This window comes from Enterobacter sp. MGH 37, assembly GCF_000534515.1.
GTDB lineage: Bacteria > Pseudomonadota > Gammaproteobacteria > Enterobacterales > Enterobacteriaceae > Enterobacter > Enterobacter kobei.
The window spans coordinates 879,137-897,683 of record NZ_KI973206.1; the positions used below are offsets into that span (position 1 = coordinate 879,137).

An 18,547-nucleotide genomic window follows, 5' to 3' on the forward strand; every position below is an offset into this window, starting at 1 on the left:
TTCACGATGATGACGTGGCCTCCGGTGCTTGCACCGGGGGCCATTTTTTTAGCCGCCACGTCAGTAACAAGGCAATCATCACCAGACCCGCTGCGGCAAGATAAATCACCGGTACCCCTGCCCAGGCCATCACCAGCCCCGCCAGCGGCCCGGTAATGCCTAACGACATATCCATAAATACCGTATAGGTCGCCAGCGCCGCGCCCTGGTTCTGCTGCGGCACCGCTTTCACCGCCACCACGCCCAGCGCCGGGAAGACCAGCGAGAAACCGGCCCCCGCAAGGAAGACGCCCATTTTCGCCATCCAGGGTGCACTGGCGATACCGGTCAACAGCAGCCCGACTATCTCGATCGCAAAGCAGATCATCGCCACATTCAGCCCACCCAGACGGTTGATGCCGTTCGGGAAAAGCAGGCGCGCGCCAACAAACGCCACGCTAAAGAGGGTTAACGCAAAGGCCGCGCCCTCCCAGCCTTTGGCGTCATAGAACAGGGTAATGAAGGTCGCAATAACGCCGAAGCCGGTCGTCGCCAGGGCCAGTGCCATACCGTACGGCCATACGCGGCCCAGTACAGCCCGAAACGGCAGTGGCTTGCCCTTGCTGGCCTTTACTTTCGGGCGCGGCAGGGCAAACAGAATCGCCAGAAGCGCGACCACCATAATGGTGATGGCGAGCCCATAGAGCCCGCCAAAGGCATAACAGGCCACGCCGAGCGGTGCACCGAGCGCCATCGCGCCGTAGGTAACAATTCCGTTCCAGGAGATCACCCGGCCAATGTGTGATGCGCCGACAACGCCCACGCCCCACAGCGTGGAGCCGGTTCCCGCCAGACTTTGCCCAATACCGAGGATGACGCGGCCCAGGCAGAGGAGCGTCAGACTGACCAGCGGCCAGGCGCTGGTTGTGGCCGCCAGCAGGTAGCTCAGGCCACTGAGGAAACAGCCGCACAACCCCACCGCGACGATGCTTTTTGGTCCGAACATGTCCGCGTAGCGCCCGGCATGCGGCCGGCTTAACAGCGTGGCGAAATACTGCAGGCTAATCACCAGCCCCGCCCAGAATGCGCTAAACCCCATTACGTCATGGACATAGCCCGGCAAGACCGCCAGCGGCAGACCAATGGTCAGATAACTGGCAAAGTTGAAAATGACGACGGAAACAATACGCAGATTGAGGCGCAATCCGCTCAGCGCCGGTTCAGCGGCAGGTTCGGGCATGGAGTTAGACCTGAATTTTTTGCAACAGTGTTTCACTATTACCACGACGCCATCAGAAAATCAGCCCCGACTTTCAGATTATCGGTGCCAGACGAAGCGGAAGCCAGGCACTACACTTAATGCGTCATCTTACTAAGGAACGCGCATGATCTCCCCCCAGCCCGATAAAGCAGGACTCCACATTTTATTAAAACTCGCCTGTCTGGTGGTTATCCTCGCGGGTATTCATGCTGCCGCTGACATTATCGTCCAGCTTCTGCTGGCACTCTTTTTTGCCATTGTTCTCAATCCGCTGGTGACCTGGTTTTTACGCCGGGGCGTTAGCCGCCCGGTGGCCATCACTATTGTGGTGATTGTAATGCTGATTGGCCTGACGGCACTCTTCGGCGTACTGGCCGCATCGCTGAGCGAATTCTCCACCATGCTGCCGCAGTACAATAAAGAGCTGACGCGCAAAATCATCGCCCTGCAGGAGATGATGCCCTTTCTTAACCTGCATATCTCGCCAGAACGGATGCTGCGCAGGATGGATTCAGAGAAAGTCATGACCTACGCCACCACGCTGATGACCGGTCTTTCCGGCGCGATGGCCAGCATTTTGCTGCTGGTCATGACGGTGGTGTTCATGCTGTTCGAAGTCCGTCATGTGCCCTACAAGCTGCGTTTTGCATTAAATAACCCGCAAATCCATATTGCCGGTTTACACCGCGCGCTGAAGGGCGTGTCCAAATATCTGGCGCTGAAAACGCTGTTGAGCGTATGGACCGGGATCATTGTCTGGCTGGGACTGATGCTGATGGGCGTCCAGTTCGCCCTGATGTGGGGGGTGCTGGCATTTCTGCTGAACTACGTTCCCAACATTGGCGCCGTACTCTCCGCCGTGCCGCCGATGATTCAGGCGTTTCTGTTTAATGGATTTTATGAATGTATGCTGGTCGGCGCGCTGTTCCTCGTCGTGCATATGGTGCTGGGGAATATTCTCGAGCCGCGCATGATGGGGCACCGGCTGGGCATGTCGACGCTGGTGGTATTTTTATCCTTACTGATTTGGGGATGGCTGCTGGGCCCGGTTGGGATGCTGCTGTCGGTTCCGCTGACCAGCGTATGTAAAATCTGGATGGAGACCACCAAAGGGGGCAGCAAGCTGGCGATCCTGCTGGGGCCGGGACGACCCAAAAGCCGGTTGCCGGGCTAAGCCGCTGGTCGGGTTAGCCATTATCGGGGACAATAGATTATAGTAATGGTTTCGCCGCGCAACTTTGCGACTCTCTGTTTGACTGAAGGCCAGACGTTATATGTACCAGGTTTTTCTGGGAAAAATCTCCTCGCTGAGCACCAACCGCTGGGCTGAAGCGCTCTCCCGACACGCGCCCGAAGGCGCCCATCGCGCGCGCTGGCTCGCTGGACGCGGGTTGCTTTCGCGTCTGTTGGCGCCGACGCCACTCCCGGAGATTATCCACAACGAACAGGGGAAACCCCTTTTTGCCGGTGACTATCCGCTGTGGTTCAGCCTTAGCCACTCGGGAGATGAGATTGCGTTAATTATCAGTGACGAAGGTAACGTGGGCTGCTCCCTGGAACGTATTCGCCCGCAGGATAACTGGCGCACGCTCGCTAATGCCGTCTTCAGCGGCGCCGAGCATGAAGAGCTGGAAAAGGAAACGCCAGAGCGCCAGCTTACGGCATTCTGGCGTATCTGGACGCGAAAGGAAGCGATCGTTAAACAGTGCGGCGGTCACGCCTGGCAAATGGTTAGCATTGACAGTACCGCCAGCGCGTTTCATTCAGTCAGCCACTGCCGCATAGACTCGCTGAGTCTTGCGGTCTGTACCGCAACGCCCTTCGAACTCAGCGCCGGCCTGATCCATTCTGCTGACGACGTGCTGGCCTAAAAATCGTTAATACACCCAGCATAATAAACCCGACGCCCACCAGCCCGTGCCAGGAGAAGTGTTCCCCCCAGCCGGGCAGGACGATTGCCGCGGCCCACACCAGAATATAACTGAGGCTCAGCAAGGCATATGCTTTGCTGAGCGCCATGCGATGCAGCGCCAGATACCAGCAGCCCATAGAGGCCACATACCCCATCAACCCCAGCAGCAGCGCGCCCGTGCCGGATGAGAAGTGCCACAGCGCGGAAATAAGCGCCAGAACATCGCTGACCGGCGGCAGTGCCTGCATGGCATCGCGCAGCAACAGCTGTGCGGCGCTGACTAACAGCACGCTGCATAACGCCCAGAACGCGCCTTTCACAGGCTTCCTCCCAGCACGATAATCCCAATGATGATAAACCCGACCCCCAGCCAGTGGTGCGCAGCAACGTGTTCGCGCCAGAATACTTTTGCCGCCAGCGTTACCCAGACAAAGTTGAGGCTCAGCATAGGATAGGCGACGCCAACGGGCAGGCGTTGCAGCACCACCAGCCAGACCAGCATTCCGCTACCCAGCGCCAGCCCTGCCAGACCCAGCCACAACATAATGTGCGCGCCGCGCCGCCCGGCTTTCGCCGGACGGGTGGCCTGTTTCTGGCATAACTGCCCCGCGCAGCTGAGCAAGCTTGCCAGTACCAGCCAGGTCCAGGTCATCACTTCGGCAGATACTCCAGCAAGGCAAACCGTCCCTGGATATAGAGATTGTCCGGCTGCGGTAAATTCGCCCGTGAGATATCGTCACGTTTTGACAGCAGAACCACCAGCGACACACGCCCCTGCTGACGATGCGTCGCCAGCCACTGCGCGAAGTCATCTTTGTCGACGTAACGATCTTTCACATCGGGATAATCCAGCCCGTAACGCAGTTCGCCGCTCTGACCAAACAGCGTAATGTCATTACGCTTCAGCTCCCACGCCAGACCCGCGGCCACGCCAACGTTATTGGCCAGCACAAATCGGCTTTCCTGAAGCGGCTCGCGCACGGTATCGACCAGCGACTGCGGCTGTTTGGAATCCACCACCAGGTTAGGAATGGCAAAACCAATCAGCAACGCCAGGCCTGCAGGACACAAGGCTGCCAGCCACCAGCGCTGCTGACTCAGTCTGAACGTAAACCAGCCCACCGCGGCCCAGAGGAGGAACGCCACCACTGCACAGAACACTTTGTACAGTTCGACCGGCGTCCAGACCGGATGCTTAGCCAGCCCCCATGGCGAGACCACCAGCGCCGCAATCACGCCGATCACCCCAAACGCCAGGTTAATCCCACCGTTAATGCGCAACGCTCTCGCACCTTTTTCCGCCGCGAGGCAGGCATAGCGCGCCATCAGGATAGCCAGCGGGGCAAAACAGGGCAGGATGTAGGTCGGCAGTTTGCCTTTAGCGATGCTGAAGAACAGCAGCGGCATCACCACCCAGCCCAGCAGATAGAATCCTCCACCCGCGCTTTGTCTGTCATTCCAGCCGAGACGAAACGCGCCCGGCAGCAGTGCCAGCCACGGCAGACTGCCCGCGAGCAGGAACGGCAGGTAATACCAGAATGGGGCTTTATGCTGGGCGTCGCTCTGGGCAAAACGCTGAATATGTTCAACCCAGAAGAAGTAACGCCAGAAATCAGGCTCCCGATGCGCAATCGCCAGCGCCCACGGCAGGACAATCAGCACGCAGCTCAGGATCGCGAGCCAGCCAAAAATCAGCACCTCTTTCCAGCGCTTCTGGACGATCACCCACGGCAGCACGCCAATCACCGGAACGGCCAGCGCCAGGAAGCCTTTGGTCATCACCCCCATCCCGCAGGCCAGCCCAAGCAGCACATAGCCACCCGCTTTTCCGGCCACGGTTTGGGCCTGCGAGGCCAGCCAGAAGCTGCACATCGCCGCCACCAGCCACAGGGTGATGATAGGATCCAGCACCGCATACGTGCCGATACCGTACACCAGGAACAGGGTCAGGAAGATAAGGCCGGAGAAAATGGCTACTCGCTTATCCCGCCAGAGACGCCAGGCCATCCAGATCACCAGCAGCGCCGTTAACCCGGTGGAGAATATCGCCCCGGCGCGTACGGCAAAGTTGGTGTGCCCGAACAGCAACTGCCCGAGACTGTTGATCCAGTAGCCAGCAATCGGTTTTTCAAAGTAACGCAGCCCCAGAAAATGCGGGACGATCCAGTCACCCGATGCCAGCATTTCGCGGCTGATTTCCGCATAGCGCGTTTCGTCAGGCTGCCACAGCAGGCGGACATCGACAGGAATGAGGTAGTAAACGATAAACAGTGCGAGAAGCGCTAAGCCATAACGGGCTGTTTTCATGGGACCGGACTCACGGTGTGTTGATGGCCAAGCCAGCCTTCCCGGCCAGCCAGTTCATTACGGACAATTTTTCCCACAGGCAGGGTGCTGAAGTCGTCGGGCAGCAGCTCGCTCAACGGGCAGAATTCAATGCCCTCCTGAGCGGCCAGGGTCAGCAACGCATCGAAATCATGCTGATACGCAATCCCCTCTACTTCTGCATGGATGGTATACACCGGCGTCCCCGTATCGCGATGCATACGGTCCAGAATATAACGATTAAATTCTTCCGCCTTCACCTCGCGTCCGACCACTTCATCCCAGGTGGGAAGAGTGACCGGAATTTGCACCGTACCGTAGTGATTTTCGCCTAACAGCGGCAAAAACGGCCCGGTTCCGCGGCAATCGCTGTTGTAGCGAAACGCAAAGGCTTCTTTGGCCTTTACGACCCGTTGATCCGCACGCCATCCTGCCACGGCGGAACAGCGCACGGGCTGACCGGTGATGGCCTCCAGCTCCAGCATTCCACGCTCAATTTCACGGGAGAGACGCGGGATATCCCAGACGCCTGCCCACGCCTGCCAGGCGTGGTGATCCCAGGCATGCAGGCCGACCTCATGCTGCTGCGCCGCCTCAAGGATAACCGCTTCGTTACCCGCGCCGATGCGTCTACCGGGCCAGGCGGTGCCGGCCAGCAGAATATCCCAGCCGTAGAGAGATGCTGCGCGTGAGCGCAGCATTTTGAACAGAAATGCCGGTTTAATCAGACGCCATAAATGGCGTCCCATGTTGTCAGGCCCCACGCTGAAGAAGATGCTGGCACGCACACCGTGCTTGCTCAGCAATTCCAGCAGCCTGGGGACGCCGTCACGCGTTCCCCTGAAGGTGTCGACATCAATGCGTAAACCGACTTTTTTCATGAGACCTGTTCCGACAGCTCCACGGTGCGCAGGAAGAAATCGAGCGTCTCGTCAATGGTTTGCTCCATCTTCACCGTCGGTGTCCAGTTCAGGCAGCGCTTCGCATTGCGAATGCTCGGCTTACGGTGCTCAACGTCCTGGTAGCCTTTACCGTAGTAGCTGCTGCTTTCCACTTCGCGGAAACCGGCAAACGGTGGGAATTTATCGCGCAGCGGATGACGCTCAAAGCTGGCCAGCAGCATCTCAGCCAGTTCGCGAATGCTCGCTTCGTTGTCAGGGTTCCCGATGTTGATGATTTGACCGTTGCAGCGGTTATCTTTGTTTTCGATGATGCGGAACAGCGCTTCGATACCGTCGCTGATATCCGTGAAGCAGCGTTTCTGTTTGCCGCCTTCAATAAGCTTAATCGGTGAGCCTTCCACCAGGTTCAGGATCAGCTGGGTGATCGCACGGGAGCTACCGATACGCGCCGCGTTCAGGTTATCCAGACGCGGGCCCATCCAGTTGAACGGACGGAACAGGGTAAAGCGCAGCCCTTCTTTCTCACCGTAGGCCCAAATCACGCGGTCCAGCAGCTGTTTGGAAACAGAGTAGATCCAGCGCTGTTTGTTGATCGGCCCGACCACCAGGTTAGAGGTGTCTTCGTCGAAGTTTTTGTCGGTACACATGCCGTACACTTCAGAGGTGGACGGGAAGATGATGCGCTTGTCGTATTTCACGCAGTCGCGAATGATCTTCAGGTTCTCCTCGAAGTCCAGCTCGAACACGCGCAGCGGGTTACGGGTGTACTCGATAGGCGTGGCGATGGCGACCAGCGGCAGTACCACGTCACATTTTTTAATGTGGTATTCAATCCACTCGGAATGGATGCTGATATCCCCTTCCACGAAGTGGAAGCGTGGGTTGTCGAGAAAACGACTGATCGCATCCGCGCCAATATCCAGGCCATAGATTTCGTAGTTATCGTCTTTGAGCAGGCGTTCAGTCAGGTGGTTACCGATAAAGCCGTTTACGCCGAGGATCAGCACGCGGGTGCGGCGTTTAACGGCAACCACCGGGGCGCTTGTGATCAGCGCCCCGGCGACCAGGCCCAGAGACTGGGCCAGCTGCGTGCCCTGCACGTAAAGACCGCTGTCGGTTTGCCCGGTAATAATCTCCAGCGCCTGCTCGCCGCAGCTCACAATCAGCGGTGAGACGGAGACAACGGTGCCCGGTTTTGCCGCCGGGATGTCGTCGCGCACGCGGGATTTCCAGACGATAAACTTGCTCACGCCCGCAAAGCTGTATGCCCCCGGCCATGGGTCGGTCACGGCGCGCACCAGGTTGTGAAGCTGGCGAGCAGGTTGGTTCCAGTCCAGACGACCATCCTCCGGCGTGCGGCGACCGAAGGTACTTGCTTTGCTCTCATCCTGCGCGGTCTCGCTGAAGGTGCCGTTCAGGATAGCTGGCAGCGCGTCGCGCAGCAGGCTTTGTGCCACGGTGCAAAGTTTCTGGTGCAGCTGCAGCGCCGTTTCATCCGCATCGATTGCCACGCGGTGCTGGGCAATGATGGCCCCCGCATCCGCACGGTGGACCATCCGGTGCAGGGTCACGCCCGTTTCCGTTTCGCCGTTCACCAGCACCCAGTTCAGCGGCGCGCGCCCACGGTAGGCTGGCAGCAGTGAGCCGTGAAGGTTAAATGCTCCTTTTGCGGCCAGGCCGAGGATCTCGTCGCAGATCAGGTTGCGATAGTAAAACGAGAAGATGACATCAGGGGCAAGTGCGCGGATGCGCTCCACCCACAGCGGATGGTTCACGTCGTCCGGGGCATAAACCGGAATCCCCCGCTCGGCGGCGATGCGCGCCACTGAGCTGAAAAAGTGATTTTCGCCCGCCGTGTCCGGATGGGTAAAGATTGCCGCAATGTCATAGCCCGCTTCCAGCAGGGCCAGCGTGCCCGCGCACCCCATATCGTGATAGGCAAATACAACAGCTTTCATGGGTGGATTTCCTCTTGAGATGCTTTGTGTTCCTGACGGACAACACGTTGAATAAAGTAGCGCGGACGTGCGCGGACATCGTTATAAATTCGGCCAATGTATTCACCGAGCAGGCCCATGCCGACAAACTGGGCACCGATGAACATAAACAGCACGGCAAAAAGCATGAAGACCCCTTCCGCCGCCCACTGCGGGCCAAAGACCAGCCGCAGCACCACCAGCAGGACGGAGAGCGCGAACCCCGCCAGCGCGATGATGCTGCCGAAAACGCTCAGCAGACGCAGCGGCGTGGTGGTCAGGCAGGTGATAAGGTCGTACATCAGGTTGATGAGACGCATAAAGCTGTACTTCGATTCCCCGTGCTCACGCTCGGCATGCAGGACCGGGATTTCCGTTGCCTTACGGGCGAACGTATTAGCGAGGATTGGAATAAACGTGCTGCGCTCGTGGCAATGCAGCATGGCGTCGACAATATGACGGCGGTAGGCGCGCAGCATGCAGCCGTAATCGCCCATCGCTTTACCGGTCGTACGCTGGATAAGACGGTTGATCGTGCGTGAGGCCAGCTTGCGGAACAGGCTGTCCTGACGGTTCTGACGCACCGTGCCGACCACGTCATAGCCTTCATCGGCTTTCGCCACCAGGCGTGGGATCTCCTCCGGCGGGTTTTGCAGATCCGCGTCCAGGGTGATGATCAGATCGCCCGTAACGTGGCTAAATCCGGCCATGATCGCCGAGTGCTGGCCGTAGTTACGGTTCAGCAGCACGGCAACAATATGGCTGCCTTCAGCCTGGGCAGCATCGGTCAGCATCATTGCGGATTCATCGCTACTGCCATCGTCCACCAGCAGAATTTCATACGCTTTGCCCAGCGTCTCGCAGGCGGCCGTCGTGCGGCGAATCAGTTCAGGCAGGCTCTCCTGTTCGTTATAAACAGGAATGACGACGGAAACTTTTTGTACGGGTGGTGCACTGAACATATCAATGTCCTGCAAGCTGATGGAGCGCGGTAATGACGCGGGTTGTGTCGTCATGAGTCATGTCCGGGAAAAGAGGGAGAGAACAAATACGTGCGCTATTCCATTCCGAATTCGGGAGCGATACATCAGGAAAACGCTCGCGGTAGTATTTTTGAGTGTGCGCCGCACGGAAGTGCAGGCCGGTACCGATGCCCTTCTCCTTCAGCGCCGCCATCAGGTTGTCGCGTGAAATACCGCAGCGGGCTTCATCAACGCGAATAATAAACAGGTGCCAGGCGTGAACGTGCGGCCATGCTGGAATGGTCAGCGGCTGGAACGGCGTATCGGCCAGCTCCCGCAGGTAGCGTTGCGCGATTTCCTCACGGCGTTTGTTGGCCTCTTTTAATTTGCCCAACTGCACCAGCGCCAGCGCGGCGTTAATATCCGCCAGGTTGTATTTATAGCCCGGCGAGATCACTTCAGCCTGCGGTGCACGACCGTGCGTCTGGCGGTCATAGGCATCCACCCCCAGGCCGTGGAATTTCAGACTGCGGATCCGCGCAGCAAGCTGAGCGTTATCCGTGACAACTAAACCGCCTTCTGCACAGGTCATATTTTTAATGGCGTGGAAGGAAAAAATCGCCGTCCCTTTCCAGCCCACATGGCGGTTCTTGTAATAGGTTCCGGCGGCATGGGCAGCATCTTCAATAACGGGAATACCGTGACGTTCGCCAATGGCATGAATCGCGTCGATGTCACACGGTGCGCCAGCATAATGGACGGGGATAATGGCTTTAGTACGCGAGGTTATCGCCGCTTCAACGGCGTCAGGCGTCACCATCAACGTGTCGTTGTCCACATCAATCATCACCGGTGTGGCACCCAGCAACACGATCATATTTAGCGTGGAAACCCAGGTCTGGGAGGGGGTGATCACTTCATCGCCGGGGCCAATATTCAGCGCCATCAGCGTGACATGCATGCCCGCGGTGGCAGAACAGACGGCAATCGCATGCTGATTGCCCGTCAGGTGACAAAATGCCTCTTCAAGCTCCTGATTTTTAGGCCCCGTGGTGATCCAGCCCGACATCAAAACGTCCTGAACCGCCGCCATTTCTTCGGCACCCATTGAGGGTCGCGAAAAGGGCAGAAAATCACTCATTATTAATTTCCTTGCAATAAAAATGGCACGTTTTTGATATTAACCAAATGCCGGTCCGTTTATTTCAACGAACCATAAACTCATATCAAAATAGCTTTCATTTCTTAGGGAAAAATTAAGACAACGTTTATAACGTTATAGAACTACTAGCAGACACTTTAAAAACAACAAGTTAAATTAATATTAAATATTTTTTATTGTGATCTTCACAACGTTTTGCCAGGAAATGATTTAAACCAAACATCAACAAACAAAAAAAATCCCGGCCATTTCAAAATAATATGAAATAGCCGGGAACTTTTCTTTTTAGTTAATTGTCGCGCTTATTTTAAGTTTTCTGGAAAGTTTTCAGGTAACTCGCTGGCCGCACAGGCAATCACGCTGTCATCATTTGGACCACAGTCGCGCACAAAGGTGATTGTCGCGAATTCATCAATCACTTCTGTGGGATATGCCGGACCGGCATCGCGATAGCTATTCATCAGCGGAATATGATCGTTCTGGAAACAGACAGTTTTTTCCGGATTGTTCATTACCCAGCGCGGGAAGAAGATGGTGCCGTGGAACAGGTTGTCGCCCAGGTTAACAATCAGGCTCACGTCAGTACCGGTTGGCTCTGTCCAGGAGATTTTATAGATGCTCTCCCCGACGCGAACGATATACGCCTGCTGATCTTTTACCCAACGGTTTCCGACCAGCCCGCTGTGAATACGGTAGTCGAGGGTGTTTTCATTTTTGACGTAAATCTCGTAGTTCCAGCCGTTATCGTAGGTATAAACCAGATGTTTGCCGACGAAGCCGCTTAAGTCATGTTTGTCGAAGTTGCTCATGATGTGTCTCCTTTGTTTTGATGAACGTATCGTACCCCTTCAAAAAATGAATGAATAACGCTATGTTTGAATCAAATTAATTCAAAAATTAGATATGTCATGCATAAAACAACTCTTGAACAGTGGTCACTCCTGGAAAAAGTGGTCGAAGCCGGGAGTTTTGCCAAAGCGGCAGAACAGACACACCGCAGCCAGTCTTCCGTCAGTTACAACCTCTCTTTACTCCAGGAGCGCTTGGGCATTGCGCTGCTGGTGGTGGAAGGGAGACGGGCAGTCCTCACGCCCGCAGGAGAATTATTGCTGAATCAGGTAAAACCGCTGCTGAAAGCGTTCTCTTATGTTGAGACGCGCGCCGCGACGCTGCATAGCGGCATGCGCACCCGAGTCGATCTGATCGTAGACAGTATTTTTCCCCGCCGCAGGCTGTTCGCGATTTTAAGACAATTCCAGCAACGGTATCCGCAAACCCAGGTGCGCCTTACCGAGGTGCTGGAAAATAGCCGCGCGGACACGATAAACGACGAAGCGGACGTGATGGTCCTGACCCGCCGCCAGGACATTACCGGGCTTGGCGAGTGGCTGATGAATATCGACTTTGTCGCCGTGGCGCATTACCAGCATCCGCTCTTTTGTCTTGATGCACCGCTTAATGATGAGATGCTGCGCCCGTGGCCGCTTATCCAGATTGCGGACAGCCAGAACGCCGCGCGGGCTGCCGGCGAGTCGTGGACGTTCTCCACCATTGATGCTGCCATAGAGGCGGTTGTCTCTCAGGTCGGCTACGGCTGGCTGCCAGAGGAACGCATCCAGCCCCTGCTGGAGCAAGGCTTACTGAAAATCCTTCCGCTGAACCACGGTGTCCGCCGGGCCACGCCGCTGCATTTGATCGTGAAACGTACCCTCGCCCCGCTGGATGAGCAGGTTGAAACCCTGCTGCGCCTTTTTAGCCAGGAGCCGTCATCACCACCTGCTACGCTTTAAGGTCCGAACGCTAAAACGATAAGGAGCAGAAGATGAAAATCGACTTTGCGGGGAAAGTGGCGCTGGTGACTGCCTCAACCGGCGGTATCGGGTTCGCCATTGCCAGAGGCCTGGCGGAAAGCGGCGCGGAAGTGATCGTGAATGGCCGCAGCATCGACTCGGTGAACAAGGGTATTCAGCAGTTACAGCAGGTTGTACCCGGCGTACAGGTGCGTGCCGCCATTGCCGATCTCAGTTCGGCAGAAGGGGTTGAGTCGCTGCTGAAGGTCGCAAGTGATGTCGATATTCTGGTAAACAACGCCGGAATTTACGGCCCGCAGGACTTCTATAGCACCGACGATGAAACCTGGGAGCGTTACTGGCAGACCAACGTGATGTCCGGCGTGCGTCTTTCCCGCGCCCTGCTGCCAGGCATGGTGAAAAAAGGCTGGGGACGGGTGGTGTTTATCTCTTCCGAATCGGCCTGCAATATTCCGGCGGATATGATCCACTACGGGGTGACTAAAACGGCACAGCTCTCGCTCGCTCGCGGGCTGGCGAAGTTCGTAGCAGGAAGCGGCGTGACGGTGAACAGCGTACTGCCGGGGCCAACACTGTCGGACGGTTTCGCTGAAATGATGAAAGATGAAATCGAGAAAACCGGGAAATCGCTGGAGCAGCTGGCGAAAGAATTTGTCATGGCCAACCGCCCCAGCTCGGTTATCCAGCGTGCGGCCACGGTAGAAGAGGTGGCCAATATGGTGATTTATGTCTGTTCGCCTCAGGCCTCCGCCACCTCGGGCGCAGCGTTGCGCGTCGACGGTGGCGTGGTGGATGACATCATCTGATCCCGTTACGCCGCACTGCCCGTCACGCGGCGGGCCGTGATGTAATGTGCTTGCCAGTAGTTATCGGTCAGGGTTGACACCGTCACCCCCTGGCTGCTGGAGGCGTGAATAAACCGGTTGTCACCGATGTAGACACCGACATGCTTTCGGTTTGGCGCCGTCTGGAAGAAGACCAGGTCGCCGGCCTTAAGACGGTACTGCGCCACCTGCACGCCGCGATGGATTTGCTCGCTGGTCGTGCGCGGCAAATTAAGATGCGCCGCATCGCTGAACAGGTGCTGCATCAGCGCAGAGCAATCCACGCCGCGGTGGCTCGTGCCGCCCCACTGATACTGGGTTCCCTTCCACTTCTGGTATTGATCGAGAATGCGCGAGCGCAGCGGGCCCGTTTCCTGATGAAACAGCGCCGATTTCGCGGGTGATTCCGCAAACGCAGAATTCATCGAGATCATCGATGCGGGCAGTTGAAAACTCATTGCAGAAAACGAAGCAAAACTGAGTGTGAGGATTGAAATAAGCGATCTTAACGTCATATCAAAAATCGTGGCTTAGAGTGAATTTTTCCTTACGCGTGGGGGCCAATGTTCCCCCGAAATATCTTTCGATGTGGCGATAATATAGACAGTTCATTTTTTCACCAACGACTATCGAGGCCAAAAATGGACTCACTTTTAGATCGCAAGATCGTGAAAAAAAGAGTGGTGATGTAAGGACTGTTCAGATAAAGCAGGTAAACTGATCCGCAGAATGTGTATTTCAGCTAAGACGTATTTATGACCAATATGATTGCCGACGAGACGGTGGCTAAATCCAGCGTGCTCTCTGTCTTTGATTTTGATGGGACACTAACGCACCACGATAGCTTTATCCCTTTCCTGCGTTTTGCCTTTGGGAAACGCTACTTCGCAGGCCGCCTGGTGCGCATGGCGTTACCTACGCTGCACTGCGTTCGCCGCAAGCTGACGCGGGATGAGCTAAAGGAAGTGCTGATCAAAACATTCCTGACGGGAGTGGATGAGCACTGGCTGCGCCAGCAGGCGGAAGCATTTTGCGAAAAATACTGGAACAAGCTGATGCGCCCCGAAGGGGTTCTGGCCGTGGCGGCGGAGGTGAATTCCGGTGCGGAGGTGACGATCTGTTCTGCCTCTCCGGCCCTGGTGCTTCAGCCCTGGGCGGATAAGCTCGGTATTAAGCTGATTGGCACCCAGCTGGAAGTGAAAGACGGCAAGCTGACAGGACGCATCACCGGCAATAACTGCCGCTGTGCCCAGAAAGTCGCAAGACTGGAAAAAGTGTATGGCGATCTGAACGCCTATCACCTGCGCGCCTGGGGAGATACCCGCGGCGACCACGAGCTGCTGGCCGCGGCGCAGGATCCTCACTGGCGGCATTTCCACCACCCGCGCAAGCGCCGGAATTCGCCGATTAAGGGTTAGGTGCGGTCTGGTGCCCTCACCCCAGCCCTCTCCCACAGGGAGAGGGAGAAAGGCAAAGCATCAGGCCTCACGTTTCCCAGGGAACATCACGCTCGCAATAATCCCCAGCGCCAGCACGCCTAAAACCACAAACAGGCTCGCCGTCGCGCCAATGCTGTACCCGTGATGCCAGAAGTGATCGGTGGCATTTAACCCCAGCTTGAACGCCACGAAGAACAGCAGCAACACCACGGCTTTCTCAAGGTGGACCAGATACTGCTTCAGCGCTTCCAGCACAAAGTAGAGGGTACGCAGGCCGAGAATGGCGAACATCATGGCGCTATAGATAATCAGCGGCTCGCGGCTCACGGCAATAATGGCCGGTACGGAGTCAAATGCGAACATCACGTCAGAAAGTTCCACCACCGCCACGCAAAGCAGCAGCGGCGTCGCGTAGCGTTTCGCCTTCTTCACGCGCCCGACCATGACGTCCTGGTTTTCCGGCTTTTCAAGCTCCGCATCCACCTCTTTCTGGGTCAGGATAAAAGCATTGCTGCTGATTTTCGGCCAGACCGGATAGAAGCGCTTCACCAGGCGGTACGCGAGATGGCCGGAGTAATCTTCCACTTCGTCACTCTCTTCATTGCGTTTGAGCATCATCACCGCCGTCCAGCCGACAACCAGCGCAAAAATGACCTCCACGTACGGCCCCAGGCTCAGCAGGCTGGTTCCGATCGCCACGAAAATACCGCGGAAAACAATCGCCCCCAGCACACCCCAGTAGAGCACGCGGTGACGGTACTTATCCGGCACGCCGAACCAGGCGAAAATCGCCATCATCACAAACAGGTTATCGACGGAAAGCACCTCTTCCAGCGCATAGCCGGTGAGGAACAGGCTCGCCATCTCTGCACCGTGGTGGACATACAGGAACCCGGCGAACGCCATTGCCATCATGACCCAGAAGATGGACCACATCGCCGCGCTTTTCAGCGAGACAGGTTTATCGTGACGGTGCATAAAGAGGTCGATAAACATCGCCCCAACGGCCATCACCACAAAGACAACAACGGTTTCCGTGGGGAAACCGAGATGAGCAGCTGACATACACAACCCTTTTTTGGATACAAAACACCATGCAGACAATAAAAAGCGCGAGCCCGTTAAGGGCACAGCACGCAAAAAAATAAATATTAACTGTTCTTTTCGGCTGTACACAGACATTAAAGTTGTCTCCTTTAACATGAAAAAGACTTTAAAGTTGTCTACTTCTTCAGATAGACCTACTTAACAGGATACTAAGTAGGTCATCTCCTTTCTCGCGTAGCATCTCTCGACGTTCACAGCAGAGGACACGTTTCAAAATGTCATCCAAAATTTTTTTCCATTATCTGACGTTGGGTGATTTTGATGGTCAGCGAGTAGAGGCTTTAACAATGTGGGTTGCCCTGAGCAAAGTAAGGGAAGTAGATGTACCAGAAATGTACGCGTTTCCTTGCATGAAGGGGGGCATCTTAAAGCTCATTGATTAAACAAACTCACTATGCCGCTACAAACAGCCCAAAACCGTCACTTGATAACGTGTTATTTAGATAAATTAATGCTCAGGGCTTTTAGCCAAACTGTCACTTGATGTAAGAATCCAGAACCTTCAGCACAACGTCCAGGTCTTCTTCTCGTTTCTGTTCTTCACTTTCATGAACAATATGTTCAGTCAAATGTCCTTTAATCACTTCACGCAATAAACCATTCACGGCACCACGTATGGCGGCTATTTGTTGCAGTACAGCGGCACATTCGTGAGGTTCATCAAGCATTTTTTTCAGCGCAGCAACCTGCCCCTGGATCTTGCTTGTACGTGCTTTCAGTTTTTGTTTATCGCGGATGGTATGTGACATGTGGGCTCTCACTCTCCTGGATATTTTATGTAACTATACCAGCGTTATTCTACTGGGGGGTAGTATATTTTACTGGGGGGGAGTAGAATCCGGCCTACACTTAATAACCAAGAATGATTCTCATGAACGAATTTACGACACTTCTTCAGCAAGGCAACGCATGGTTTTTCATCCCCAGCGCCATTCTGCTTGGCGCGCTTCATGGACTGGAGCCCGGGCACTCCAAAACAATGATGGCAGCATTCATCATTGCTATAAAAGGCACCGTACGTCAGGCCGTGATGCTGGGTGTCGCGGCAACATTGTCGCACACTGCAGTCGTATGGCTGATTGCTTTTGGAGGGATGTATATCAGTAATAAATTTACCGCAGAATCAGCCGAACCCTGGCTACAGATGGTCTCTTCAGTGATCATCCTTGGTACGGCTTTTTGGATGTTCTGGCGAACCTGGAGCGGTGAGAAAAACTGGCTGGAGGGAATGCAGGAGAATGAACATCATCACCATGACGAAACAAGGTTGATCGATACTGGCCATGGAAAAGTTGAACTGTCCATTTTTGAAGAAGGACAACTTCCCCACTGGCGGCTACGCACTCTTAGTGGCCAAAGATGGGCTTCTGAAGATATCTCATTAACCACACTTCGGGAAAACAGTACGATCTCTCAGACTTTTGAATTTGTTGATCATGGTGATTATCTGGAGTCAACATCTCCCATCCCTGAGCCTCACAGTTTCAACGTACGTCTGTCTCTGGGACATCGTGGTCATGTCCATGACTATGATGTGGCGTTCGCTGAACACGACCATGACCATGACCATGACCACTCTGAGCTTGATGGGCTGGATGTGAATTCGAAAGAGTATCAGGACGCTCACGAACTGGCTCATGCCAATGACATAAAACGCCGCTTCGACGGGAAAGAAGTAACCAACGGGCAAATCCTGATATTTGGACTGACAGGAGGGCTTATCCCTTGCCCGGCAGCTATAACTGTATTGTTGATCTGCCTTCAGCTTAAAGCGCTTACGCTGGGTGCCACACTGGTTGTTTGTTTCAGTATCGGCCTGGCATTGACCCTCGTAACGGTTGGAGTGGGTGCGGCGATCAGCGTTCGTCAGGTCGCCAAACGCTGGAGTGGCTTCAATACCATCGCCAGAAGAGCCCCCTATATTTCAAGCGCCCTGATTGCTGCTGTTGGGATTTACATGGGTATACATGGCTGGAATGGGCTGGTGCATTAACACCGGTACTGATGACACACACTCTGGGTACTTACAAAGTACATCCTAAGCGCCACCGTTGAGGTTATGAGCAGAAAAACCCGGAATATAAAGCTGCTCTTTCCGGGACTTGTTGCTGAGGCAGGGATTAAGTAACTGATTAAATCCATTCCCATAAGACTCAATGATAAATGAAAGAATAAAAAAAACGCTCCCGAATGGGAGCGTAAGCCAGTGACTTCGGCGTCAAATGAGGGTCTAACAAGTGGAGCTGCGGGTTAATTCTGGGTGATCTGGCTGCGATGCTTTTCAGCCTGCTGCTGATGAATAACGGAAGACTGACCATTATTCGCCTTCTCGTGCACAACAGCGGCTTTTTCATGCTCGTTCATTTCTGAAAATGACGTTGCTGATTCGTTGGTGGCCCCTGGTTTGCCTTTCATCATTTTTTTATGCATCTCCGCCATGTCCTGGTGGGCAGAAGCGTTGCCGTTTTGCATCATTTCATGGGACATTGCAGCCTGATCGTGTCCGCTCATATCCATCATTGTCATACTGTCTCCCTGAACAGCGCTTTTTTCAGAGGTTGACTGCATCTGATGGGCGGGTGCCTGGGCATTATTTACCTGGTCATGCATGTTCATTGTCTCTGCAGCCATGGCGGATGAAGCGACAGCCATAATGGCAACAAATGATACAAGGATCTTTTTCATGGTTGGGTCTCCGGTGTTTTCATACCCAAACAATCAACGGCTTATAACAGAGAAAGCATTTGATCTCAGGGCGGGTTATTCATCACTCCAGGAACCAGGCGATTGCGTTATCACTCTGCTCCTGATTTATGTATGATTATAAAAAACCGCCTCTGTTTATCGCGTGACTGAATGATGACAATTTTGTCACCTTCCAGGTTTC

General features: G+C 55.0%; 19 protein-coding genes. 6 read left to right on the forward strand and 13 right to left on the reverse strand.

Annotated elements, in window-relative coordinates; translation table 11 throughout:
• Window position 1 precedes the first annotated feature (1 nt).
• Complete coding sequence (locus L383_RS06960) at window positions 2-1,219, reverse strand: MFS transporter (RefSeq protein ID WP_023331503.1); 1,218 nt, start codon at window positions 1,217-1,219, stop codon at window positions 2-4.
• Window positions 1,220-1,364: 145 nt separating this feature from the next.
• Here L383_RS06960 and L383_RS06955 point away from each other — a divergent pair, with 145 nt between their 5' ends.
• On the forward strand, window positions 1,365-2,414 hold the full coding sequence (locus tag L383_RS06955; RefSeq protein WP_014885564.1) for an AI-2E family transporter: 1,050 nt from the start codon (window positions 1,365-1,367) through the stop codon (window positions 2,412-2,414).
• 100 nt (window positions 2,415-2,514) lie between these two features.
• Entirely contained in the window at window positions 2,515-3,111 is a 597-nt protein-coding gene (acpT, locus tag L383_RS06950; RefSeq protein WP_014885565.1) for a 4'-phosphopantetheinyl transferase AcpT, read from the forward strand.
• Here acpT and arnF read toward each other — a convergent pair.
• The 8 genes from arnF to L383_RS06910 all read right to left on the reverse strand — a co-directional run bounded on the left by arnF (window position 3,068) and on the right by L383_RS06910 (window position 11,288).
• On the reverse strand, window positions 3,068-3,472 hold the full coding sequence (gene arnF, locus L383_RS06945; RefSeq protein WP_014885566.1) for a 4-amino-4-deoxy-L-arabinose-phosphoundecaprenol flippase subunit ArnF: 405 nt from the start codon (window positions 3,470-3,472) through the stop codon (window positions 3,068-3,070). The genes acpT and arnF overlap by 44 nt on opposite strands.
• Window positions 3,469-3,804 (reverse strand): 4-amino-4-deoxy-L-arabinose-phosphoundecaprenol flippase subunit ArnE, encoded by a 336-nt coding sequence (gene arnE, locus L383_RS06940; RefSeq protein ID WP_014885567.1) that lies wholly within the window; start codon window positions 3,802-3,804, stop codon window positions 3,469-3,471. The genes arnF and arnE overlap by 4 nt, the downstream gene beginning before the upstream one ends.
• A complete protein-coding gene (arnT, locus tag L383_RS06935; RefSeq protein WP_023331504.1) occupies window positions 3,804-5,459 on the reverse strand; it encodes a lipid IV(A) 4-amino-4-deoxy-L-arabinosyltransferase in 1,656 nt (551 codons plus the stop codon). The genes arnE and arnT overlap by 1 nt, the downstream gene beginning before the upstream one ends.
• Window positions 5,456-6,358, reverse strand: a complete 903-nt coding sequence (arnD, locus tag L383_RS06930) for a 4-deoxy-4-formamido-L-arabinose-phosphoundecaprenol deformylase (RefSeq protein ID WP_023331505.1) — start codon at window positions 6,356-6,358, stop codon at window positions 5,456-5,458. The genes arnT and arnD overlap by 4 nt, the downstream gene beginning before the upstream one ends.
• The gene (arnA, locus tag L383_RS06925) at window positions 6,355-8,337 is read right to left on the reverse strand and encodes a bifunctional UDP-4-amino-4-deoxy-L-arabinose formyltransferase/UDP-glucuronic acid oxidase ArnA (RefSeq protein ID WP_023331506.1); all 1,983 of its coding nucleotides are present in this window, start codon (window positions 8,335-8,337) and stop codon (window positions 6,355-6,357) included. The genes arnD and arnA overlap by 4 nt, the downstream gene beginning before the upstream one ends.
• On the reverse strand, window positions 8,334-9,317 hold the full coding sequence (arnC, locus tag L383_RS06920; RefSeq protein ID WP_032629571.1) for an undecaprenyl-phosphate 4-deoxy-4-formamido-L-arabinose transferase: 984 nt from the start codon (window positions 9,315-9,317) through the stop codon (window positions 8,334-8,336). Before arnC ends, arnA begins: the two co-directional genes overlap by 4 nt.
• A 1-nt stretch (window position 9,318) precedes the next feature.
• Complete coding sequence (arnB, locus tag L383_RS06915) at window positions 9,319-10,458, reverse strand: UDP-4-amino-4-deoxy-L-arabinose aminotransferase (RefSeq protein ID WP_023331508.1); 1,140 nt, start codon at window positions 10,456-10,458, stop codon at window positions 9,319-9,321.
• A 323-nt stretch (window positions 10,459-10,781) separates the two neighbouring features.
• On the reverse strand, window positions 10,782-11,288 hold the full coding sequence (locus L383_RS06910; protein WP_014885573.1) for a phenolic acid decarboxylase: 507 nt from the start codon (window positions 11,286-11,288) through the stop codon (window positions 10,782-10,784).
• A 99-nt stretch (window positions 11,289-11,387) separates the two neighbouring features.
• Here L383_RS06910 and L383_RS06905 point away from each other — a divergent pair, with 99 nt between their 5' ends.
• Both L383_RS06905 and L383_RS06900 read left to right on the forward strand, forming a co-directional pair.
• Window positions 11,388-12,269 carry a LysR family transcriptional regulator gene (locus L383_RS06905; RefSeq protein ID WP_014885574.1) on the forward strand — a complete coding sequence of 294 codons (882 nt, stop codon included), beginning with the start codon at window positions 11,388-11,390 and terminating at the stop codon, window positions 12,267-12,269.
• Between the two features lie 32 nt (window positions 12,270-12,301).
• The gene (locus tag L383_RS06900; protein ID WP_023331509.1) at window positions 12,302-13,096 is read left to right on the forward strand and encodes an SDR family NAD(P)-dependent oxidoreductase; all 795 of its coding nucleotides are present in this window, start codon (window positions 12,302-12,304) and stop codon (window positions 13,094-13,096) included.
• Between the two features lie 5 nt (window positions 13,097-13,101).
• Here the strand turns inward: L383_RS06900 and L383_RS06895 are convergent, their stop codons facing one another.
• Window positions 13,102-13,548 (reverse strand): NlpC/P60 family protein, encoded by a 447-nt coding sequence (locus tag L383_RS06895; RefSeq protein ID WP_226882704.1) that lies wholly within the window; start codon window positions 13,546-13,548, stop codon window positions 13,102-13,104.
• A 321-nt stretch (window positions 13,549-13,869) separates the two neighbouring features.
• On the opposite strand from L383_RS06895, the gene L383_RS06890 reads away from it, so the two are divergent.
• Window positions 13,870-14,532 carry an HAD family hydrolase gene (locus tag L383_RS06890; RefSeq protein ID WP_014885577.1) on the forward strand — a complete coding sequence of 221 codons (663 nt, stop codon included), beginning with the start codon at window positions 13,870-13,872 and terminating at the stop codon, window positions 14,530-14,532.
• A 60-nt stretch (window positions 14,533-14,592) separates the two neighbouring features.
• Here L383_RS06890 and L383_RS06885 read toward each other — a convergent pair whose 3' ends face one another.
• Together L383_RS06885 and rcnR are read right to left on the reverse strand one after the other, a co-directional pair.
• On the reverse strand, window positions 14,593-15,618 hold the full coding sequence (locus tag L383_RS06885) for a TerC/Alx family metal homeostasis membrane protein (protein WP_014885578.1): 1,026 nt from the start codon (window positions 15,616-15,618) through the stop codon (window positions 14,593-14,595).
• A 518-nt stretch (window positions 15,619-16,136) separates the two neighbouring features.
• Window positions 16,137-16,409: a Ni(II)/Co(II)-binding transcriptional repressor RcnR gene (gene rcnR / locus L383_RS06880; RefSeq protein ID WP_000019951.1), complete on the reverse strand. Its 273-nt coding sequence runs from the start codon at window positions 16,407-16,409 to the stop codon at window positions 16,137-16,139.
• A 122-nt stretch (window positions 16,410-16,531) separates the two neighbouring features.
• Here rcnR and L383_RS06875 point away from each other — a divergent pair, with 122 nt between their 5' ends.
• A complete protein-coding gene (locus tag L383_RS06875; protein ID WP_023331513.1) occupies window positions 16,532-17,653 on the forward strand; it encodes a nickel/cobalt efflux protein RcnA in 1,122 nt (373 codons plus the stop codon).
• Between the two features lie 257 nt (window positions 17,654-17,910).
• Here L383_RS06875 and L383_RS06870 read toward each other — a convergent pair whose 3' ends face one another.
• Window positions 17,911-18,345: a hypothetical protein gene (locus L383_RS06870; RefSeq protein WP_000723070.1), complete on the reverse strand. Its 435-nt coding sequence runs from the start codon at window positions 18,343-18,345 to the stop codon at window positions 17,911-17,913.
• Window positions 18,346-18,547 lie beyond the last annotated feature (202 nt).